Origin of the sequence: Faecalibacterium sp. AF27-11BH (assembly GCF_003603005.1) — a bacterium.
GTDB lineage: Bacteria > Bacillota > Clostridia > Oscillospirales > Ruminococcaceae > Faecalibacterium > Faecalibacterium taiwanense.
The window spans coordinates 70,709-88,665 of record NZ_QVGS01000010.1 but is presented as its reverse complement, the minus strand read 5'-3'; the positions used below and the strand labels follow the sequence as shown (position 1 = coordinate 88,665).

At 57.1% G+C, this 17,957-nt stretch carries 14 protein-coding genes; 8 read left to right on the top strand and 6 right to left on the bottom strand.

What is annotated here, in order from left to right; all coding sequences use genetic code 11:
- Positions 1-29: 29 nt before the first annotated feature.
- Complete coding sequence (locus tag DWY76_RS10410; RefSeq protein ID WP_120081295.1) at positions 30-1,919, top strand: oligopeptide transporter, OPT family; 1,890 nt, start codon at positions 30-32, stop codon at positions 1,917-1,919.
- Positions 1,919-2,272 (top strand): PqqD family protein, encoded by a 354-nt coding sequence (locus DWY76_RS10405; protein WP_097774114.1) that lies wholly within the window; start codon positions 1,919-1,921, stop codon positions 2,270-2,272. Before DWY76_RS10410 ends, DWY76_RS10405 begins: the two co-directional genes overlap by 1 nt.
- 489 nt (positions 2,273-2,761) lie before the next feature.
- Here the strand turns inward: DWY76_RS10405 and DWY76_RS10400 are convergent, their stop codons facing one another.
- Positions 2,762-4,045, bottom strand: a complete 1,284-nt coding sequence (locus DWY76_RS10400; RefSeq protein WP_120081294.1) for a serine hydrolase — start codon at positions 4,043-4,045, stop codon at positions 2,762-2,764.
- Between the two features lie 153 nt (positions 4,046-4,198).
- Between DWY76_RS10400 and DWY76_RS10395 the strand changes: the two genes are divergently transcribed.
- Entirely contained in the window at positions 4,199-4,717 is a 519-nt protein-coding gene (locus DWY76_RS10395) for a gamma carbonic anhydrase family protein (RefSeq protein ID WP_120081293.1), read from the top strand.
- A 419-nt stretch (positions 4,718-5,136) separates the two neighbouring features.
- Positions 5,137-5,736: a twin-arginine translocation signal domain-containing protein gene (locus DWY76_RS10390; protein ID WP_120081292.1), complete on the top strand. Its 600-nt coding sequence runs from the start codon at positions 5,137-5,139 to the stop codon at positions 5,734-5,736.
- Between the two features lie 51 nt (positions 5,737-5,787).
- Here the strand turns inward: DWY76_RS10390 and DWY76_RS10385 are convergent, their stop codons facing one another.
- The 4 genes from DWY76_RS10385 to nifJ all read right to left on the bottom strand — a co-directional run bounded on the left by DWY76_RS10385 (position 5,788) and on the right by nifJ (position 14,535).
- Positions 5,788-6,753: a hypothetical protein gene (locus DWY76_RS10385; RefSeq protein ID WP_120081291.1), complete on the bottom strand. Its 966-nt coding sequence runs from the start codon at positions 6,751-6,753 to the stop codon at positions 5,788-5,790.
- 11 nt (positions 6,754-6,764) lie between these two features.
- Entirely contained in the window at positions 6,765-7,409 is a 645-nt protein-coding gene (locus DWY76_RS10380) for a rhomboid family intramembrane serine protease (RefSeq protein ID WP_097781069.1), read from the bottom strand.
- Positions 7,410-8,296: 887 nt separating this feature from the next.
- Positions 8,297-9,874, bottom strand: a complete 1,578-nt coding sequence (mgtE, locus tag DWY76_RS10375; protein ID WP_120081290.1) for a magnesium transporter — start codon at positions 9,872-9,874, stop codon at positions 8,297-8,299.
- A gap of 1,115 nt (positions 9,875-10,989) precedes the next feature.
- Entirely contained in the window at positions 10,990-14,535 is a 3,546-nt protein-coding gene (gene nifJ / locus DWY76_RS10365; RefSeq protein ID WP_005939143.1) for a pyruvate:ferredoxin (flavodoxin) oxidoreductase, read from the bottom strand.
- Positions 14,536-14,875: 340 nt separating this feature from the next.
- On the opposite strand from nifJ, the gene DWY76_RS13870 reads away from it, so the two are divergent.
- The 4 genes from DWY76_RS13870 to DWY76_RS10350 are packed head-to-tail and all read left to right on the top strand — an operon-like array spanning position 14,876 to position 17,151.
- Positions 14,876-15,160: a hypothetical protein gene (locus tag DWY76_RS13870; RefSeq protein WP_133300813.1), complete on the top strand. Its 285-nt coding sequence runs from the start codon at positions 14,876-14,878 to the stop codon at positions 15,158-15,160.
- Between the two features lie 49 nt (positions 15,161-15,209).
- Entirely contained in the window at positions 15,210-15,764 is a 555-nt protein-coding gene (locus DWY76_RS10360) for an NUDIX hydrolase (RefSeq protein WP_005940449.1), read from the top strand.
- On the top strand, positions 15,761-16,450 hold the full coding sequence (locus tag DWY76_RS10355) for an RluA family pseudouridine synthase (protein ID WP_120020802.1): 690 nt from the start codon (positions 15,761-15,763) through the stop codon (positions 16,448-16,450). The genes DWY76_RS10360 and DWY76_RS10355 overlap by 4 nt, the downstream gene beginning before the upstream one ends.
- A 23-nt stretch (positions 16,451-16,473) precedes the next feature.
- Positions 16,474-17,151 carry a GntR family transcriptional regulator gene (locus tag DWY76_RS10350; protein WP_097774107.1) on the top strand — a complete coding sequence of 226 codons (678 nt, stop codon included), beginning with the start codon at positions 16,474-16,476 and terminating at the stop codon, positions 17,149-17,151.
- A gap of 83 nt (positions 17,152-17,234) precedes the next feature.
- On the opposite strand, the gene DWY76_RS10345 is transcribed toward DWY76_RS10350, so the two are convergent.
- Positions 17,235-17,816, bottom strand: a complete 582-nt coding sequence (locus DWY76_RS10345) for a manganese efflux pump (RefSeq protein ID WP_120081289.1) — start codon at positions 17,814-17,816, stop codon at positions 17,235-17,237.
- Positions 17,817-17,957 lie beyond the last annotated feature (141 nt).

Below are 17,957 nucleotides of genomic sequence, written 5' to 3'. Positions count from 1 at the left end.
GCGCTTGTGCTGTCGCAAGGAGTGCAAGCATGAAAGATCAAGAATCCTTCAAGCCGTATATTCCTGCGGAAAAGATCACCGCAGAAATGACGGCGACCTCTGTGATCATGGGCATCATCCTGTCTGTGGTCTTCGGCGCTGCAAATGCCTATCTGGGCCTGCGCGTCGGCATGACTGTTTCTGCCTCCATCCCGGCAGCAGTCATTTCTATGGGCGTGATCCGCGTCCTGCTCAAGAAGAACTCCATTCTGGAGAGCAACATGGTGCAGACCATCGGTTCCGCAGGCGAGAGCCTGGCCGCCGGTGCCATCTTCACCATGCCCGCACTGTTCCTGTGGGCAAAAGAGGGCCTGTGCGACAAGCCCAGCATCCTGGAGATCACCCTGATCGCCCTGTGCGGCGGCATTCTGGGCGTTCTGTTCATGGTGCCCCTGCGCAACGCCCTGATCGTCAAGGAACACGCCACCCTGCTGTACCCGGAAGGCACCGCCTGTGCAGACGTTCTGCTGGCCGGTGAAGAGGGCGGTGCAAACGCCTCCACCGTGTTCTCCGGCATGGGTCTGGCAGCCATCTTCAAGTTCATCGTCGATGGCCTGAAGATGATCCCCGCCGACATTGCCGTGGCCTTCAGCTCCTTCAAGGGTGCTCTGGGCATGGAAGTGTACCCCGCTCTGCTGGGCGTGGGCTACATCGTCGGCCCCAAGACCGCTTCCTACATGTTCACCGGTTCTCTGGTGGGCTGGATGGTCATTATCCCGCTGATCTGCCTGTTCGGCGCAAACATTTCCCTGTACCCGGCAGCAGCCGGCACCACCATTGCTGATCTGTATGCAGCAGGCGGTGCAGACGCCATCTGGTCCAACTACGTCAAGTATATCGGCGCAGGCGCCATTGCTACCGGCGGTATCATTTCGCTGATCAAGAGCCTGCCTCTGATCGCATCCACCTTCCGTGATGCCATGAAGAGCATGAAGGGCGGCAGTGCTTCCGGCACCTCCCGTACCGAGAAGGACCTGCCCATGCCCTTTATTCTGGGCGGCATCCTGCTCATCATCCTCATCATCTGGCTGGCTCCGGCCATCCCCGTCAGCCCGCTGGGTGCTCTGCTGATCGTCATCTTCGGCTTCTTCTTCTCCACCGTCTCTGCACGTATGGTCGGCATGATCGGCAGTTCCAACAACCCGGTCTCCGGCATGACCATTGCCACCCTGCTGATCGCTACCATGATCCTGAAGGCCACCGGCAACGTTGGCATCGAGGGCATGATCGGCTCCATGGCCATCGCCTCTGTCATCTGCATCTGCGCTGCCATTGCTGCGGATACCTCTCAGGACCTGAAGACCGGCTACCTGCTGGGTGCGACCCCGGTCAAGCAGCAGATCGGCGAGCTGATCGGCGTGATCGCCGCCGGTCTGGCCATCGGTGGTGTGCTGTACCTGCTGGACAGCGCATGGGGCTACGGCGGTGCCGAGGTCCCCGCACCGCAGGCTACCCTGATGAAGATGATCGTCGAGGGCATCATGGGCGGCAACCTGCCCTGGAACCTGGTGTTCACCGGTGTGTTCCTTGCCATTGCTCTGGAGGTCCTGCGCATCCCCGTGATACCGTTCGCCATCGGCCTGTACCTGCCCATCTACCTGAACACCTCCATCATGATCGGCGGTGTTGTGCGCTGGTTCATGGACAGCCGCAAGAATGTTGACGCGAAGCTCAAGGAAGAGCAGACCACCCGCGGCACCCTGTTCTGTGCCGGTATGATCGCAGGCGAGGGCCTTGTGGGCATCCTGCTGGCTGTGTTTGCCGTGTTCGGCATCAGCACTGCCCTGAGCATTGATCTGGGCAACATTGGCGGCGTGGTCCTGATGATCGTGATGATCGCATGCCTGCTGGCCTTCTCCATGAAGAAAAAGAAGAACTGATGAGTAAGAAAAAGCAGTCCATCAACTATCTGGACCTCATTCCGCAGCGGGCGGAAACCCTGCGCTGGCACACAGACGAAGCCACCGGCCTTATCACCCTTGAGGTGGAGAACACCGGTGTGTTCAATACGATCGCGCAAAAAGTGTTCCATAAACCGCGCACCACACAGGTGCATCTGGACGAGACCGGCAGCTATCTCTGGCCGCTGATCGACGGCCAGAAGACCGTTGCACAGCTTGCTGACTGCATGAAGCAGCAGTTCGGCGAAAAGGCCGAACCCCTGTACCCGCGCATCATCAAGTATTTCCAGATTGTGGAATCTTACCACTTTATCAAGTTCCTCAACCAATAAGCGCAAAAGAAGCGGCGCTCAGAGCCTGTTGCAAGGCACTGAGCGCCGCTTTTTTGCTGTTCTTTATTGTTTTTTGCAGTTTGCTGTGATATTCTGTAATTGCCGCATCTGCGGTACGAAGGCGCTGTGTCCCAAAACGCAGGCGGCTGTTCCTTACCGGCACCTAGGCGCGCCGGGCAAGGCGATTTTTTCTTTGGATCTTTCGCACCCCCGGTTTTGCCCAAGGGCAGGAAGGGGGGATGCACCATGACGTTTGAACAGGTCGTGCTTCTGCTCACGCTTCTTGGCGGGGCGATCTACGTTACGTTTGAAATTACATGGACTGTTTCTCACAGTGATGACAAAAAGAAAAAATGACCGCCTCTTGTTCCCCAACACGACCGGTCATTTTTCTTTTTGACTAGTATGGTAAGGAGCTAGCCGTTTGTGGGCCAGCGCCTTTGTATTTTCAGTATAGCTTATTTTCCAAAATTGTCAAGCCCATGCACTTTATCTGCGGCGCTTTCTCCTTTTAAGGTTCAGCGAGTTGCCGCCCGCGGCAAGAGTGACCGCCGTTAATGCAGCGAGGATGAACAGCAGTGCACACAGCAGAAGCACTGTGGCTTTGGTGTCGGTGCGGAAGTCGGAGACGTACTCCCGGTGGGTCACAAGGTCCACCGTGCCCACTTCATCGCCGTCCAGATACACGGTGGCTGTACCCACCACACTGCCGCTCTTGACGGTGGCCGCAATGCTCTCCGGCAGGTCGAAGGAGTAGGTGACGATATCATCCGCGTGGCCATAGCCGCTCACCGGTGCGGCAGCATACAGCGCCACTGCCGGTTCGGTGCGGCACTTGGTCAGCGCCACGGTGGTGATCTCGGTCTGGGTGTCCACCAGCGGACGGTCCGCAAAGCTGGCAAAGGCCCAGTCGAACAGATCATCGCACTCGGCAAAAAGGTGGTCCGGCGTATCGCAGCCAAGGATCACCAGCCCGTAGGTGTGGCCGTCCTTTTCCGCAAAGGCCACGATGCAGCGGCCTGCCAGCGTGGTAAAGCCGCCCTTGACCCACCGGACATACTCCCGGTAGTTGGCGCTCTCGCTGTTCATCAGGCTGTTGGAGCTGCTGATGGTGTGCTCAGCCTTGCGGAGGTTCGTGGCCGGCAGGACATAGCTGGCGGTGCCCGCCACCTGTGCAAAGGTCTGGTTTGCCGCACAGGCGGCGGCGATCTTTGCCAGATCCTGCGCGGTGGACACGTTGCCGTAGTCAAACAGGCCGTGGGCACAGGTAAAGTTCGTGCCGGTGCAGCCCAGCTCCTCAGCACGGGCGTTCATCTGCTTGACGAAATCCAGCACGCTGCCGCCCACATCGTAGGCAATGACGCTGGCGGCGTCGTTGGCGCTGACGATGAGCATGGCGTTCAGCAGGTCGATGCGGCGCACCGTCTCGCCGATGCGCAGGCCCATGGTGGTGCCGTTGGCGTTCTGGATATCCCGGAACTCCTGGGTCAGCGCGGTGGGCACGGTCACTTCACCGTTCAGATCCTTGCCGCTTTCCAGCAGCAGCAGGGCCGTCATGAGCTTGGTCAGGCTGGCAACATACTGCTGCTGGTCAGCATTCTGGTTCAGGATGGTCTTGCCGGTGTCGGCGTTGAACAGGTACACCGCCTCGGTCTCGCTGGCGGTCTGGATGGGCATGGGATATACCGCAAGGCCCGGCAGTGCAGCAGCAGCGGCCAGTGCCAGCGTGAGCACCAGCGCCGTCATGCGGCGGAAGATGGTGTTTTTGAACATGAGCGTGCCCCCTTGTATCTGCTTGCCGACGCACGGCAAAAATTTTTGTTTTGAAACAGCTCCTACTTGCCGGAAAGGCTCTGGCTTGCTATACTACTTTAAAGAATACCATAAACCAGCCAAAAGAGAAAGAGAGAAAGGCGGTTTTTAACAATGTTTCTGTCCTTTTGTGGAAAAGTTCCCCGCGACGAGGGGGCTGCGTTCGTTGCGCCCAACGCCACCGTGCAGGGCGATGTGATCCTGAAAGCCGGTTCCACGGTGTGGTACGGGGCCGTGCTGCGCGGCGACGACGGCACTTTGACCATTGGCGAAAACTCCAACGTGCAGGATAACGCCGTGCTGCACTGTGATGTGGGCGGTGCTGTAATGCTGGGCAAAAGCGTCACCGTGGGCCACGGTGCGCTGGTGCACGGGTGCACGGTAGGGGATGGCAGTCTGATCGGAATGCACGCCACCCTGCTCAACCACTGTGTCGTGGGCAAAAACTGCATCATCGGCGCGGGTGCGCTGGTGCCGGAGGGCATGGTAATCCCGGATAACTCGGTGGCTGTGGGCGTGCCCGCAAGGGTCATCAAGCAGGTAAGCGCGGCCCAGATCGAGGCCAACCTGCACAACGCCGCCCACTACGTAGAACACGGCAAGCTTCACGCCGCCGAGCTTGCCAAGGGCTGACCCTGTGCCGATTTTACAGTTTTTTGCCACATTTTTTCGTCTTTCCGCCAAAAAGCCGACATTTTAATTGACACCTACGGTCTTGTCTGCTATAGTGAAATTGGCAGTTTATGTCATTCTGGAATACCAGAATTTTTGTACACCGCGCTGTTTGGTTTTTATCATTGGGGGAATTTTGTAAAAAGTTCATTGCGGGATGTTTTTTCACAGAAATGTAATGACTTTTCACTTAAAATCGGGTATACTATACCTTGCGGGGAGGCGGGGCCGCAACCGTCTTTCCGCACATGATTCCTCCTCACACCAAAGCAATACCCCAAACAGAAACTCCCTCCGGTGTACCGCAAGCGCCGGAGGGAGTTTCTGTTTGCATCAGCTTTTGTATTTTATGATTTCCTGCAATCAAAGGAGAGATTTTTATGTCTGAACTGATCACCCGCCGTACTTTTTTAAAGGCCACTGGTGCCGCCGCACTGGTCGCTGCCGCCGGCAGTATGCTGGTTGGCTGCGGAGATGGAGCGTATGCTTCCACTCCCGAAAATCTGGTTGCTCCTCCCATCGATAATAGCGATTTCGCTAATTTTGGCTCTTTTACCGCAGATATCGGCCCTTTGAGCGGGCAGTGGACTTCCAGCTCCATCTATGAATCTGATACCCGCCACAACTATTTCTACACCGGCTTCAAACTGGATAATGAAAGCGGCAGCAGTGATGTCACCGTCAGCACCAGCAACTTTGCTTTCAGCCATACCGATGGCGGCACTGGTAAGGTATGTGGTCTTGGATACAAAGGTCTGAACAGCAGCAAAACCGCCTATGTATTCAACCAGTCTCTTGCTGTTCCTGCAGGCCGGTCCAAAACCGTTATTCTTTTCATCGACATCGGCCCCGTCACTACCTCTTCTTTCGATAAATTCTATAGAGGAACCATAACCATCACGCTGAGTAAACTTAATAATCAAACGGCCACCTTTACTTTTAACGGCCTGATCAGCGACCCTTCCTCTACCGTTTCCTGACAGTAAAACTCCCCTGAAATGCCGTAAAAAGCCTTTCGGGGGAGTTTTTGTTTACAGCGCGCGGAACTTTGCCGCAAACACGCTGAGCACGATTTTAGGGTTCACCTGCGCGCCAAGGCGCTGGATGGCGGCTTCGGCCAGACGCAGGGCACGCTGGGCGGCAATGCCCTGCACCGGTGCGTGGGGGCTTTGCCGCAGGCCCGCAGCGGCCACCGCGCGGAAGTCTGTCAGCAGGGCGGCGGCGCCGGCCTTGTCCTTTTCGTAGGCGGCCAGCAGGCAGGCTGCGGCATAGCTGTCACGGTCAGCAGTGGCCTTTGCCAGCTGCAGGGCCTTTTCCACCTGCGCGGTGCGGGCTTCGTCCTGTGCGGCGGCAAGCACCGTGCCAATGTGACCGTCGAACAATTCGCTGTACAGCGCGGCCGTCTTTTTGTCCACCCCCTGTGCGGCGCAGTAGCGGGCGCACTGCTCCGGCGAGACAGGAGCCACTGCAAAGCTGACGCAGCGGCTGCGGATGGTGGGCAGTACGCCTGCCAGCGAATCCGCCGTAAGCAGGAACAGCACCCCCTCCGGCGGCTCTTCCATCACCTTCAGCAGGGCATTGGCGGATTCCTCGTTCATCTTTTCCACATGGTAGAGCAGCACGGCACGGCCCTCGGCCGAAAGGCTGGTGTTGAAGATCTCGCTGCGCATAGCCTTGACCTGACTGACCAGATATTTGCCGCCTGCGCCCATACCGGCAACGCTGATCGCTTCACGCACGATGCCGGTCTCCACATGGCCGCTGTCGCGGTCGCCAGGCTTACCCACAGCACGGCAGCATTCGCCCCGCAGAAGGGCCTCAGCGGGCGCTCCGCCTGCAGGGTAAAGATAATCTGCCGCAATGCAGCGGGCTGCAAAACCGGCTCCAAGGCCCTCTTCACCCACCAGCAGCACGCTGTGGGTCAGGCGGCGGGCTGCCAGCATCAGCTGCACGCTGCTTTTCAGTTCTGCATTGCCCTCCATGCGGTCCAGCATCATGGTGTTTCTCCTTACCTTCTGTTTCTCCGCTTCCACTGCTCACGGCGTACCCACGCGCGGACGGAACGATAGGCCATCGGGCCAAAGAACAGCCAGACGTTCGCCATGCTGAGCAGCAGGCTCAGCTTTTGCGGCAGCGGCGCGCCCAGAAAGCTGAGCACCCACAGTGCTGCCGCAAAAAAGCCAAAGTATTTCACCCGGATGGGGATGACAAAGAACAGCAGCACCTGTACCTCCGGGTACAGCATGGCAAAGGCCAGCAGCAGCGAAAGGGACAGGCAGTAGGTGCTGCCGGTCACGCCGGTGAGCAGGCAGGCCAGCACAGTGCCCAGCATCCCGGAGAGCAGATACACCGTATAGCGGAAATCGCCCCACTCCCGTTCCAGCGCCATGCCGATGAACCATGTGAAATAGATGCCCAGCACCGCGCTGAGGATGCTGCCGCCGTAAGAGGGGATGAACGCAAAGGTGATGATGCGCCAGATCTGGCCGCGCAGCAGAAAATAGCGGCTGAGTGCCAGCCAGACACTGACGGTCTGGTTGACAAACAGCTCGATGGCCAGCACAAGGATCTGCCCGCCCACCAGAATGTTGGTCAGATTCGGGATGCCGAAGCGGCCGTATTTGCGCTCCAGCTGGTTGAGCCAATTGTTCATATAGGGTGCCTCCAACGCATTGTATTCCGATATCGGTGAGTTTTGCCGCATTTTTCTGCTGTTATTGTACCATGATTGGCCGGGGCATTCAAGGCAATGCCACAGTGTGGAAAACTGCCGCATCTTCCGCCCAAAAATACAGCTGTCAAGCGGATCTTGCGGCACAAAAGCACAACCGAAAAGTGTATGGAGTTTCCTGTCTGGAATGAACTTTTCACTTTTTCCACCGGGTTTTCCACCGTTTTTGTGAAGAAAAGGGCGAGTTTTCCATGAGGTTTTCCACTTTTTCCACCGGGTTTTCCACAACAAAAGGGCATCAGCCCTATACACACCGTAATTCAGGCCGCAGCTTTCTGGTAAGTTTTGGGCAAAAATGCGGGCATTCTGCCTTTTATAAAAAAGAAAGTCGAAGGATTTTCTTTGCATTCTACAAACCGTTCCTGAGCGGCGATTTATTTTTCTCCAATCTGGAATGAACCGGCCACAAGTTTTCAACACCGGGCCGCTGCCGTTTTTCCGTGTGGAAAAGGCGGGGAAATATGCAGTTTTCCACACTGTTTTTATCCCGGCTGAACCCTCTCAGTCGCCTGCGGCGACAGCTCCCCCGAAGGGGGAGCTTTTTTGCGATAACCGAAACGTATCGGATGAATGCTAAAAGCTTCCGGCAGTGCTATAAGCTCCCCCTTCGGGGGAGCTGTCTGCGACCAACGGGAGCAGGCTGAGAGGGTTAGGACGCTTCCGGCTCCGCCAGAGGCTCCCTCTTTGAGGGAGCTGGCAAAACCGTCAGGTTTTGACTGAGGGAGTTGGCATCGCGCAGCGACGACTGAGAGGGTTCGTCCTATAAAAATGCCGGGCAGTCCGCAGACTGTCCGGCATTGCTTTATTATTTACATCATATTGTGGAACACCAGCTGTGCGATCTGGAAATACAGGATCAGGCTGCAGGCATCCACGATGGTGGTGATGAAGGGGGTAGCCATGATGGCCGGGTCGGCACCCAGCTTCTTGGCTGCCAGCGGCAGCATACCGCCCACCAGCTTTGCCAGAATGACGCTGAAGAACAGCGACACGCTGACCACGATGGCATAGCCCATCACGTTGGCGTACTGGCCGGGGAAGAGGAAGGTGTACATCAGGTAGATGCGCAGGCCGTTCACGATGCCCAGCACCGCGCCCACGATGGCAGACACCCGCAGCTCCTTGCCCAGCACCCGCATAAAGTCGGCGGGCTCTACCTCGCCCAGAGCCAGACCACGCACCATCAGGGTGCTGATCTGGTTGCCGCAGTTGCCGGCGGTATCCATCAGCATGGGCATGAAGGAGACCAGCAGCGGCAGGCTGACAAAGGCCTCTTCATAGTGGGTGGTGACCATGCCGGTAAAGGTGGCGGACAGCATCAGGATCAGCAGCCATGGAATGCGCTGCTTTGCGTGGGTCCAGACGCTGGTGCCGAAGTAGGTGGTGGCATCGTCGTCCGGCAGAATAGCAGCCATCTTCTGCATATCCTCGGTGCTCTCGTCGGTCAGAACGTCGATTGCATCGTCGATGGTGATGATACCCACGAACATGCCCTCGTTGTCCAGAACAGGCATGGCGGTAAAGTCGTAGCGCTGCATCTCACGGGCTACGTACTCCTGATCGTCGGTCACTTTCACAGTGACCACGTTATCATCCATGATCTCGGTGATGGAAGTATGCGGCTCTGACAGCAGCAGACTTCGGGCAGAAACAACGCCCTTCAGGCGGTTGCGCTCCACCACGTAGCAGGTGTACACGGTCTCTGCGTTTTCGCCCTGCTTGCGGATGGCTTCAAAAGCCTGCGCCACGGTCATATCCTCGCGCAGACGGACATATTCGGGGGTCATCAGGCTGCCGGCAGAGCTTTCGGGGTAGTTCAGCAGCTTGTTCAGGCTCTCACGGGTCTGCTTGGAGGATTTTTCCAGCACCCGCTTCACCACGCCTGCAGGCATATCCTCCAGCAGGTCGGCGGCATCGTCCAGACTCATCTCTTCAATAGCGCCCACAAGCTCCACATCTGAGAAGGCGTTCACCAGATCGTCGCGGGCCTCGTCGGACATATAGGCAAAGGCCTCGGTGGCCACTTCCTTTTTGAGCAGGCGGAACACCACAAGGCGGTTGTTTTCGTCCAGCTCTTCCAGCAGCTCGGCAAGGTCGGCGGGCTGCTCTTCCTCGGTCACTTCGCGCAGCTTGACGTACTGCTTCTTGATGAGCAGCTTGAGCAGGCGGCTCTTGGTGAGCATCTCAGGGTTGGCCTTGACCTCTTCGTCGTTGGCTTCCTCTTTTTCGGCCTCGCGCATGTCCTGCTTGAGGTCTTCAGTAGCTTCCTCGTTCAGATCTTCAGCCAGCTTCTGGCGGACCTCGGCGGGGATATCAGCAGGCAGCTCCTGCACCGGCAGGGCCTGCTCCGCAGCATCAGCCGTCAGCTTTTTTTCTTCCATATCCATTGGGCGTACCTCCTCAGTTTTTACGGAACAGGAGCAGCTCCTGTATCCGGAGGACGCAGCAGATCGGGAAACAAAAAACGCGCCGCCTTGCCTGCCGGAATGCCGCAAACGCCGCATTCTGCGCACACAAAGCCGCGCCTTCCTCTGCTCTGTTTTGCGGAAAGATGCACCGTTGAAGCGGTGCTTTTCCGCAAGGCTCAGCGAAGGAGGCGAACGGTTGGGGAAAACGCAGTTGTTTTTGTTTTCTGATCCACCGCGCCGGTGGTTCTACTTCGACTATGATCCGGGTCCATTTTCCTGCGTTCACCTCCAAGTTTTCATATTCATTTTTATTATAGCGCCGCAAAAAAACGGGGTCAACCCTAAACCACCGATTTACCAGAATTTTGCAAAACAAAACACCCTCTTCCGTGTTGCGGCACACGAAAAAGGGTGTTTTGCTTGGATATTGCCTTGGTGTGAGGAGGAATCATGTTACTTGGGTAAGCGGTTGCGGCCCCGCTTCCCATGGCAAAAGTATAACAGCTTTCACAATTGAATTCGTTAAGAAGCTATGAAGAAACTGTAAAAAGGGAATGGTATCTTTTGGAAGATTTTGTGATAACATTTTTTGATTGACCTTCGTTTTTTCACATGCTAAAATGGAACTGTAAAAGCGGCTGTTGTGATGCCAGATCACAGCAGCCGCTTCTCTTTTGCACAAAATACGCCCCGGTCACCTTGCGGTGAACGGGGCGCTAAAAACGATATACGTTTTTTACTGCGGCAAGATCCCTGCAAAGCAGGTCTTATGCAGCAGGCGGAGCAAGGTATCTGCAAGCAGACCTTATGCTCCTGACACACGCGGGGTGTGCTTTCAAGGACCCTCGCGGGCGCTTTGGTATCTCATATCCCGCTGCGGTGCTTCGCACGGAACAAAGCACCGCCCGGGAAGTGAAATCAGATAGAACTCGTATGGCGAATGCTGTACTTCAGCACATCACCTGCATGGATGGATGCGTTTCTCCGCTTCGTACCGCTGCATTGCGCAGTAACCGCCGGTACGGGGCAGCCGCCCTCTTGCATTGTGGGGCTAAGGTGCCGCAAATATCTGCATCCAAAGCGCAGAAGAATGCTTACTTGTACAGGTCGACCAGACGGGTCAGGTGCTCGTAGCGGTCGTTTGCAACTTCCTGGTTGCGTGCGAACAGCTCCTTAGCACGGTCGGGGAATGCACGAGTCAGGCGGCTGTAACGGGTCTCGTTAGCCAGCAGTGCCTGATACTTCTCGTTATCCACAGCCTTGGAGGTCAGGGTGAACGGATTCTTGCCCTGAGCCTTGTTTGCCGGGTTGAAGGTGAACAGGTTCCAGTAACCGGCCTCAACTGCCTTCTTCATCTCGTTCTGGCAGTTGGTCATGCCGCCCTTGACACCGTGCAGCTCGCAGGGAGCGTAGCCGATGATCAGAGACGGGCCGGGGTAAGCCTCAGCCTCAGCGATGGCCTTGACAGCCTGAGCCGGGTTAGCACCCAGTGCGATCTGAGCAACATAGATGTAACCGTAGGTCATAGCGATCTCGGACAGGCTCTTCTTGCTGATTTCCTTACCAGCAGCAGCGAACTGGCAGACTTCACCAATGTTGGAAGCCTTGGATGCCTGTCCACCGGTGTTGGAGTACATCTCAGTATCGAAGACCATCACGTTGACATCCTCGCCGGAAGCCAGAACGTGGTCCAGACCACCGAAGCCGATGTCGTATGCCCAGCCGTCACCACCGAAGATCCAGACGGACTTCTTGGCGATGAACTGCTTGCTCTTCAGGATCTCTGCAGACTTCTCGCAGCCGGCAGCAGCAGCCTTCTCCAGCTCAGCGATCAGGGCCTTTGCGGGCTCGTCGTTGGCCTTGGTGTTGTTCTTGGTCTCCAGGAACTTCTCAAAGGCAGCCTTCAGCTCAGCAGAAGCCTTGTCGGAACCAGCAACCTCTGCGATCTCCTTGATCAGGTTCTCGCGGACGGTCTTCTGGCCGATGTACAGGCCCAGACCATGCTCTGCGTTATCCTCGAACAGGGAGTTGCACCATGCAGGACCATGGCCGCTGTCCTTGTTGACGGTGTACGGAGAGATGGAAGCGGTGCCGCCCCAGATGGAGGAGCAGCCGGTAGCGTTGGAGATGTACATCTTCTCGCCGAACAGCTGAGTGATCAGGCGAGCGTAAGAAGTCTCGGCACAGCCTGCGCAGGAGCCAGAGAACTCCAGCAGCGGCTGGTTGAACTGAGAACCGATGACGGTATCGTCAGCAAACTTGGAAGGCTTCTTGGAGATGTTGGCCACGCAGTAGTCGAACACTGCCTGCTGATCGGCCTGGCTGTCCTGCGGCACCATGGTGATAGCCTTGGTGGGGCAGACGGTGACGCACTCGCCGCAGCCCATGCAGTCCAGAGGAGACACAGCCATAACAAACTTGTACTCGTTTGCGGGCTTGTTGTCGCGGCTCTTGGTCTGTGCAGGAGCAGCTGCCAGCTCGTCGGCGGTCAGCTGGAAGGGACGGATGGTAGCATGAGAGCAGACGAATGCACACTGGTTACAGCCAACGCACTTTGCAGCATCCCACTCGGGGACGTTGACAGCGGTGCCGCGCTTCTCGTATGCAGAAGCGCCCTGCTCCCACTCGCCGTTTGCATTTGCCACGAAGGAAGAGACAGGCAGGCTGTCGCCGTCCATACGGGCAATGGGCTCCATGACATCGCGGATCTGCTTGACCAGCTCCGGACGGCCGGTGAGAGCCTTGGGTGCGGGATCAGCCTCGGGGTTGGACCAGGATGCGGGCACGTCCACCTTGTGGATGGCGTCAACGCCTGCATCGATAGCCTTCCAGTTCATCTCAACGACGTCCTGGCCCTTCTTGCCGTAGCTCTTCTGAGCTGCCTGCTTCATGAAGTTGACGGCATCCTCGATGGGCATGACGTCAGCCAGCTTGAAGAATGCAGACTGCAGGATGGTGTTGGTGCGCTTGCCCATGCCGATCTCGATAGCCTTATCGATAGCATTGATGGTATACAGCTGGATGTTGTTGTCAGCGATATACTTCTTTGCCTCGGCGTTCAGGTGCTGGCCCAGCTCCTCATCGGACCACTGGCAGTTGATCATGAACACGCCGCCGGGCTTGACATCCTGGACCATCTTCATGCCCATGTGGATGTAAGCGGGGTTGTGGCAGGCCACGAAGTCAGCCTGGTTGATGTAGTAGGGGCTGCGGATGGGCTTGTCGCCGAAACGCAGATGGCTGATGGTCACGCCGCCAGTCTTCTTGGAGTCATACTGGAAGTATGCCTGAACATACTTGTCGGTATGGTCGCCGATGATCTTGACGGAGTTCTTGTTAGCACCGACAGTACCGTCGCCGCCCAGACCCCAGAACTTGCACTCCTTGGTGCCAGCAGCTGCGGTGATGGGAGCGGGCTTGACTTCCGGCAGAGACAGGAAGGTGACATCATCGGTGATACCCAGAGTGAAGCGCTCCTTGGGCTGATCCTTCTCCAGCTCCTTGAACAGAGCAAAGATGGAGGACGGCGGGGTATCCTTGCTGCCCAGACCGTAACGGCCGCCGGTCAGAACGACATCGTTCAGGCCAGCCTCACGCAGGGTAGCGGCAACATCCAGGTACAGGGGCTCGCCCAGAGAGCCGGGCTCCTTGGTGCGGTCCAGCACAGCCACCTTCTTGGCGGTCTTGGGCAGAACCTTCAGCAGGGAAGCGGAGACCCAGGGACGGTACAGGCGGACCTTGACGATACCGACCTTCTCGCCCTTGGCGTTCAGGTAGTCGATGACCTCATCAGCAACATCGCAGATGGAGCCCATAGCCACGATCACACGGTCAGCATCGGGTGCGCCGTAGTAGTTGAACAGATCGTAGTTGGTGCCCAGCTTTGCGTTGATCTTGGCCATGTACTTCTCAACAACAGCAGGCAGAGCGTTGTAAACGCTGTTGCATGCCTCACGATGCTGGAAGAACACGTCGCCGTTCTCGTGGGAGCCGCGCATCTTGGGGTGTTCGGGGTTCAGAGCCTTCTTACGGAACTCCTCCACAGCCTCCATGTTGCACATTTCCTTCAGATCGGCGTAATCCCACTTCTCGATCTTCTGGTACTCATGAGAAGTACGGAAGCCATCGAAGAAGTTCAGGAAGGGAACCTTGCCCTCGATGGCGCACAGATGTGCGACAGGGGACAGATCCATGACTTCCTGCACGCTGCTCTCGACCAGCATTGCAAAGCCGGTCTGACGGCATGCCATAACGTCGCTGTGATCACCAAAGATGTTCAGGGACTGAGTAGCAACGGTACGTGCAGAAACATCGAACACGCAGGGCAGCTGCTCAGCAGCGATCTTGTACATGTTGGGGATCATCAGCAGCAGGCCCTGAGAAGCGGTGAAGGTGGTGGTAACAGCACCTGCACCCAGAGAGCCGTGCACAGCGCCAGCAGCGCCGGCCTCAGATTCCATCTCGACGACCTTGACCTGATTGCCGAAGATGTTCTTCTGGCCAGCTGCGGACCACTGGTCCACAGAGTCAGCCATCGGAGAAGACGGGGTAATGGGGTAGATGGCAGCCACGTCCGTGTAGGCATACGCTACATGGGCGGCAGCGGTATTGCCATCCATAGTTTGCTTTGCTCTAGGCATTTTTCTTCCTCCATTATTCAGAATTTGGTACCTTTTGCGCGGGGCAATATGCCCCACATGGGACCGGAGAACCCCATAAAGGCACTATTGCTTGTATACTATAATAGCAAATTCCGCCCATAAAGTAAACGCAAACCGCTCAACAAACGCACCAAAAATAAAGAAATTTTTTTAGCGCTTTTGTACGTCTTTAGTTCGTTAAAGTGAGCACTGGCGCGGATTTTCCGGTTTTGGCCTGCCTGCTTTGCCAGATCCTGTAATTTTTTTCGCAAAAAGGGGAGGGAACCCTCTCAGGCACGGCTTGCGCCGTGCCAGCTCCCCCAAAGGGGGAGCTTTATTTGTGCTGACCAGAAGATACAAAAAGCTCCCCCTTTCGGGGGAGCTGGCGAACGCAGTGAGCCTGAGAGGGTTCGTTTCCCGCAGCGGCGCTGCAAATGCTGCTTTCCGTTACGACCCCTCCTGTGAAAAGGCAATTCTGGAAAATCCGCAGATTTTCCAGAATTGCGAAATTATAAATATTCTTTCCGCTGATTATGCGCAAAGCAAATGCGGCGCGCATTTCAAATCGTCCCATCCTCTTATATTTATCACATCTTTATTGACAACAAACCTCATTTTGCCGTAAACTGAAGCCATAGAAAACCGGCGCTGTGCCGGGCAAAGAGGGTAATAAAATGGAGAAGACCGTGCATTACGAAAAAACACTCACCAGCGAGGTGCTCTTCGAGGGCCGGGTGATCACCCTGACAAAAGACACTGCCCTGCTGGAAAACGGCAAGACCGCCGAACGCGAAGTGGTGCATCACCACGGCGGTGCGTGCATCCTGCCCTATTTTGAGGATGGCACCATCTGCATGGTGCGTCAGTTCCGCTACGCCATGCAGCAGGAGCTGTGGGAGCTGCCTGCCGGCAAGCTGGAAAAGGGTGAGGACCCCTTTGAAGCCGCCAAGAGGGAGCTGGGCGAGGAGTGCGGTCTGACCGCCGACAATTACATCTCTCTGGGCCAGTTTTTCCCCACCGTGGGCTATGACACCGAAGTGATCTATACATGGGTCGCCACCGGCCTGCACAAGACCCAGATGCATCTGGATGCCGATGAATTCCTGACCCCTGACCGTGTGCCGCTGGATAAAGCTTATGAGATGGTCATGAGCGGCGAGATCCGGGACGGCAAGACCATTGCCGGTATCCTGAAGCTCAAGGCCCTAATCGCTGAGGGCAGGCTGTGAACATCCTGTACGAAGATGCCGCCCTTGTGGTGCTGGACAAGCCCGCCGGACTTTCCAGCGAAGAGGGCGTGCCCGCAGCCCTGCGGCAGCTGTGGGGCCAGCCGGATGCCTTTGTAGGCGTGGTGCACCGGCTGGACACGGGTGTGTCCGGCCTGATGGTGTTTGCCAGAACGCCCGGGGCTGCGGCCGCACTCAGCCGTCAGATCACCCAGAGCCAGAACGCCTACGCTGTGCAGGATGGCAGGGCCGAAGGGAAGCCGGAAGTGCCGCAGTTCATCAAGCGGTATCGGGCCGTCATTGCAGGCGGGCCGGACGAAGCACTGCCCGCCGAAGGCACCCTGCGGGACTGGCTGTTCAAGGACAGCCGCCGGGGCCGGGTGTTCCCGGTCAGCCGCCCCCGCAAGGGCGTGCGGGAAGCCGTGCTGGAATACCGCATCGTGAAAACGGCAGGAGAGATGAGCCTTGCTGAGATCACGCTGCACACCGGCCGCACCCATCAGATCCGGGTGCAGTTTGCATCCCGGAAGCATCCGCTGGCCGGAGACGGCAAATACGGAAGCCGCGTAAAAGGCAGCATTGCCCTGCAGAGCTGCGGCCTGCAGTTTTTGCACCCGGAGACCGGAAAGCCCATGGCATTTACGCTGCCGCTGCCGGAGGGCGCGTTCTGGAAACCGTTTGAAGGATAATGCATTTCCATTAGGTGAGAGGTATGGAACAATACAAAACTGATGCTGAGATCTATGCTGTGCTGGAGCGGGAGATCATTGACCTGACCATCCGCCCCGGCTCTTCACTGAGCGAAAATCCGCTCTGTGCCCGCTTTGGCGCACCGCGCACCCTGATCCGGGTGGTGCTGCAGAAGCTGCAGGAAAACGGGCTGGTAAAGATCGTGCCTTACAAGGGCACCACCGTTACCCGGCTGAACCGCCGCATCGTGGACGAGCTGATCTACGAGCGCACCGCCGTGGAAGCCCGCGTATTGCGGGATTTTTCGCCCCGGTGCACCCCGGAGCAGCGGGCGTTGATCCGCAGGCGGGTGGAAGCCTACGAGGCCCTCGCGGCCATGGAGAGCCCGGATTACAACAAGCTGTACGAGGCCGACCGTGCCCTGCACGGGACATGGTTTGCGGCCATGGATAAAATGTACCTGTGGAGCACCCTGCAGAACGCCCACGCCGACTACAGCCGCTTCCGGATGCTGGACACCATGACCACCGGCGGCCTTGCCGAGGTGATTGCAGACCACCGCAACCTGATGAACGCCATCGAGCGGTGCGACCTTTCCGCCTTTGAACCGTTGGTGGAACGGCACCTGTACGGCGGCATCCGGCGGCTTGGCTCCAAGCTGACCGAGGAATATGCCGATTATTTTGAGCCGGAAAAGTAATTGTTCTATGTGGAACATTTTATAAAACGAAAGGGCACAGCGCATCGCAGCGCCGTGCCCTTTCGTTTTATGCCGTCTGAATTTCAGAACACCCCGGAAATAAAAATTTCCAGACCAATGCCAATGAGGATGATGCCGCCCAGAATGGATGCCTTGCCGGAGAGCTTGGTGCCAAACTTTTTGCCGATGCGCAGGCCCGCCATGCAGATAAAGAAGGTGACCACCGCAATGATGAGCGATGCCGCAAGTGCCATCAGCCAGCCGTATTCCGAAATGGTGAAGCCCACCGAAAGCGCATCGATGCTGGTAGCCACGCCCTGCATGAGCAGTGCACCCGCACTCAGCTCTGCTGCTTCTTCGGCCTCTTCGCCCTTGATGCCATCCACCAGCATCTTGCCGCCGATGTAGCCCAGCAGTGCCAGCGCGATCCACGGGATGAACTTTTCAAACGAAGAGAACAGCTCCACAATGGTGTGCACGCACACCCAGCCCGTCATGGGCATCACGGCCTGAAAAAGGGCAAAGGTGCCCGCGATCCTGCACATGGTTTTCCTGCTCATGCGGGGGTCGTGCAGGCCGTTTGCCATGGACACCGAGAACGCATCCATTGCAAGGCCCACGCCCAGCAGGGCACTGTTGAGGAAAAATACAAAACTCCATTCCATATTGTCTGCCTCCTGAATCTGACCAGAATATCGGGCAATACAAAACCCGGTCCCGGGCGCACATGTACGTCCGGGACCGGGTGATTTTTTTGAAACCAACTCCATGTGCACGGGCGCTGTTCTATGCGCCAAAAACACATG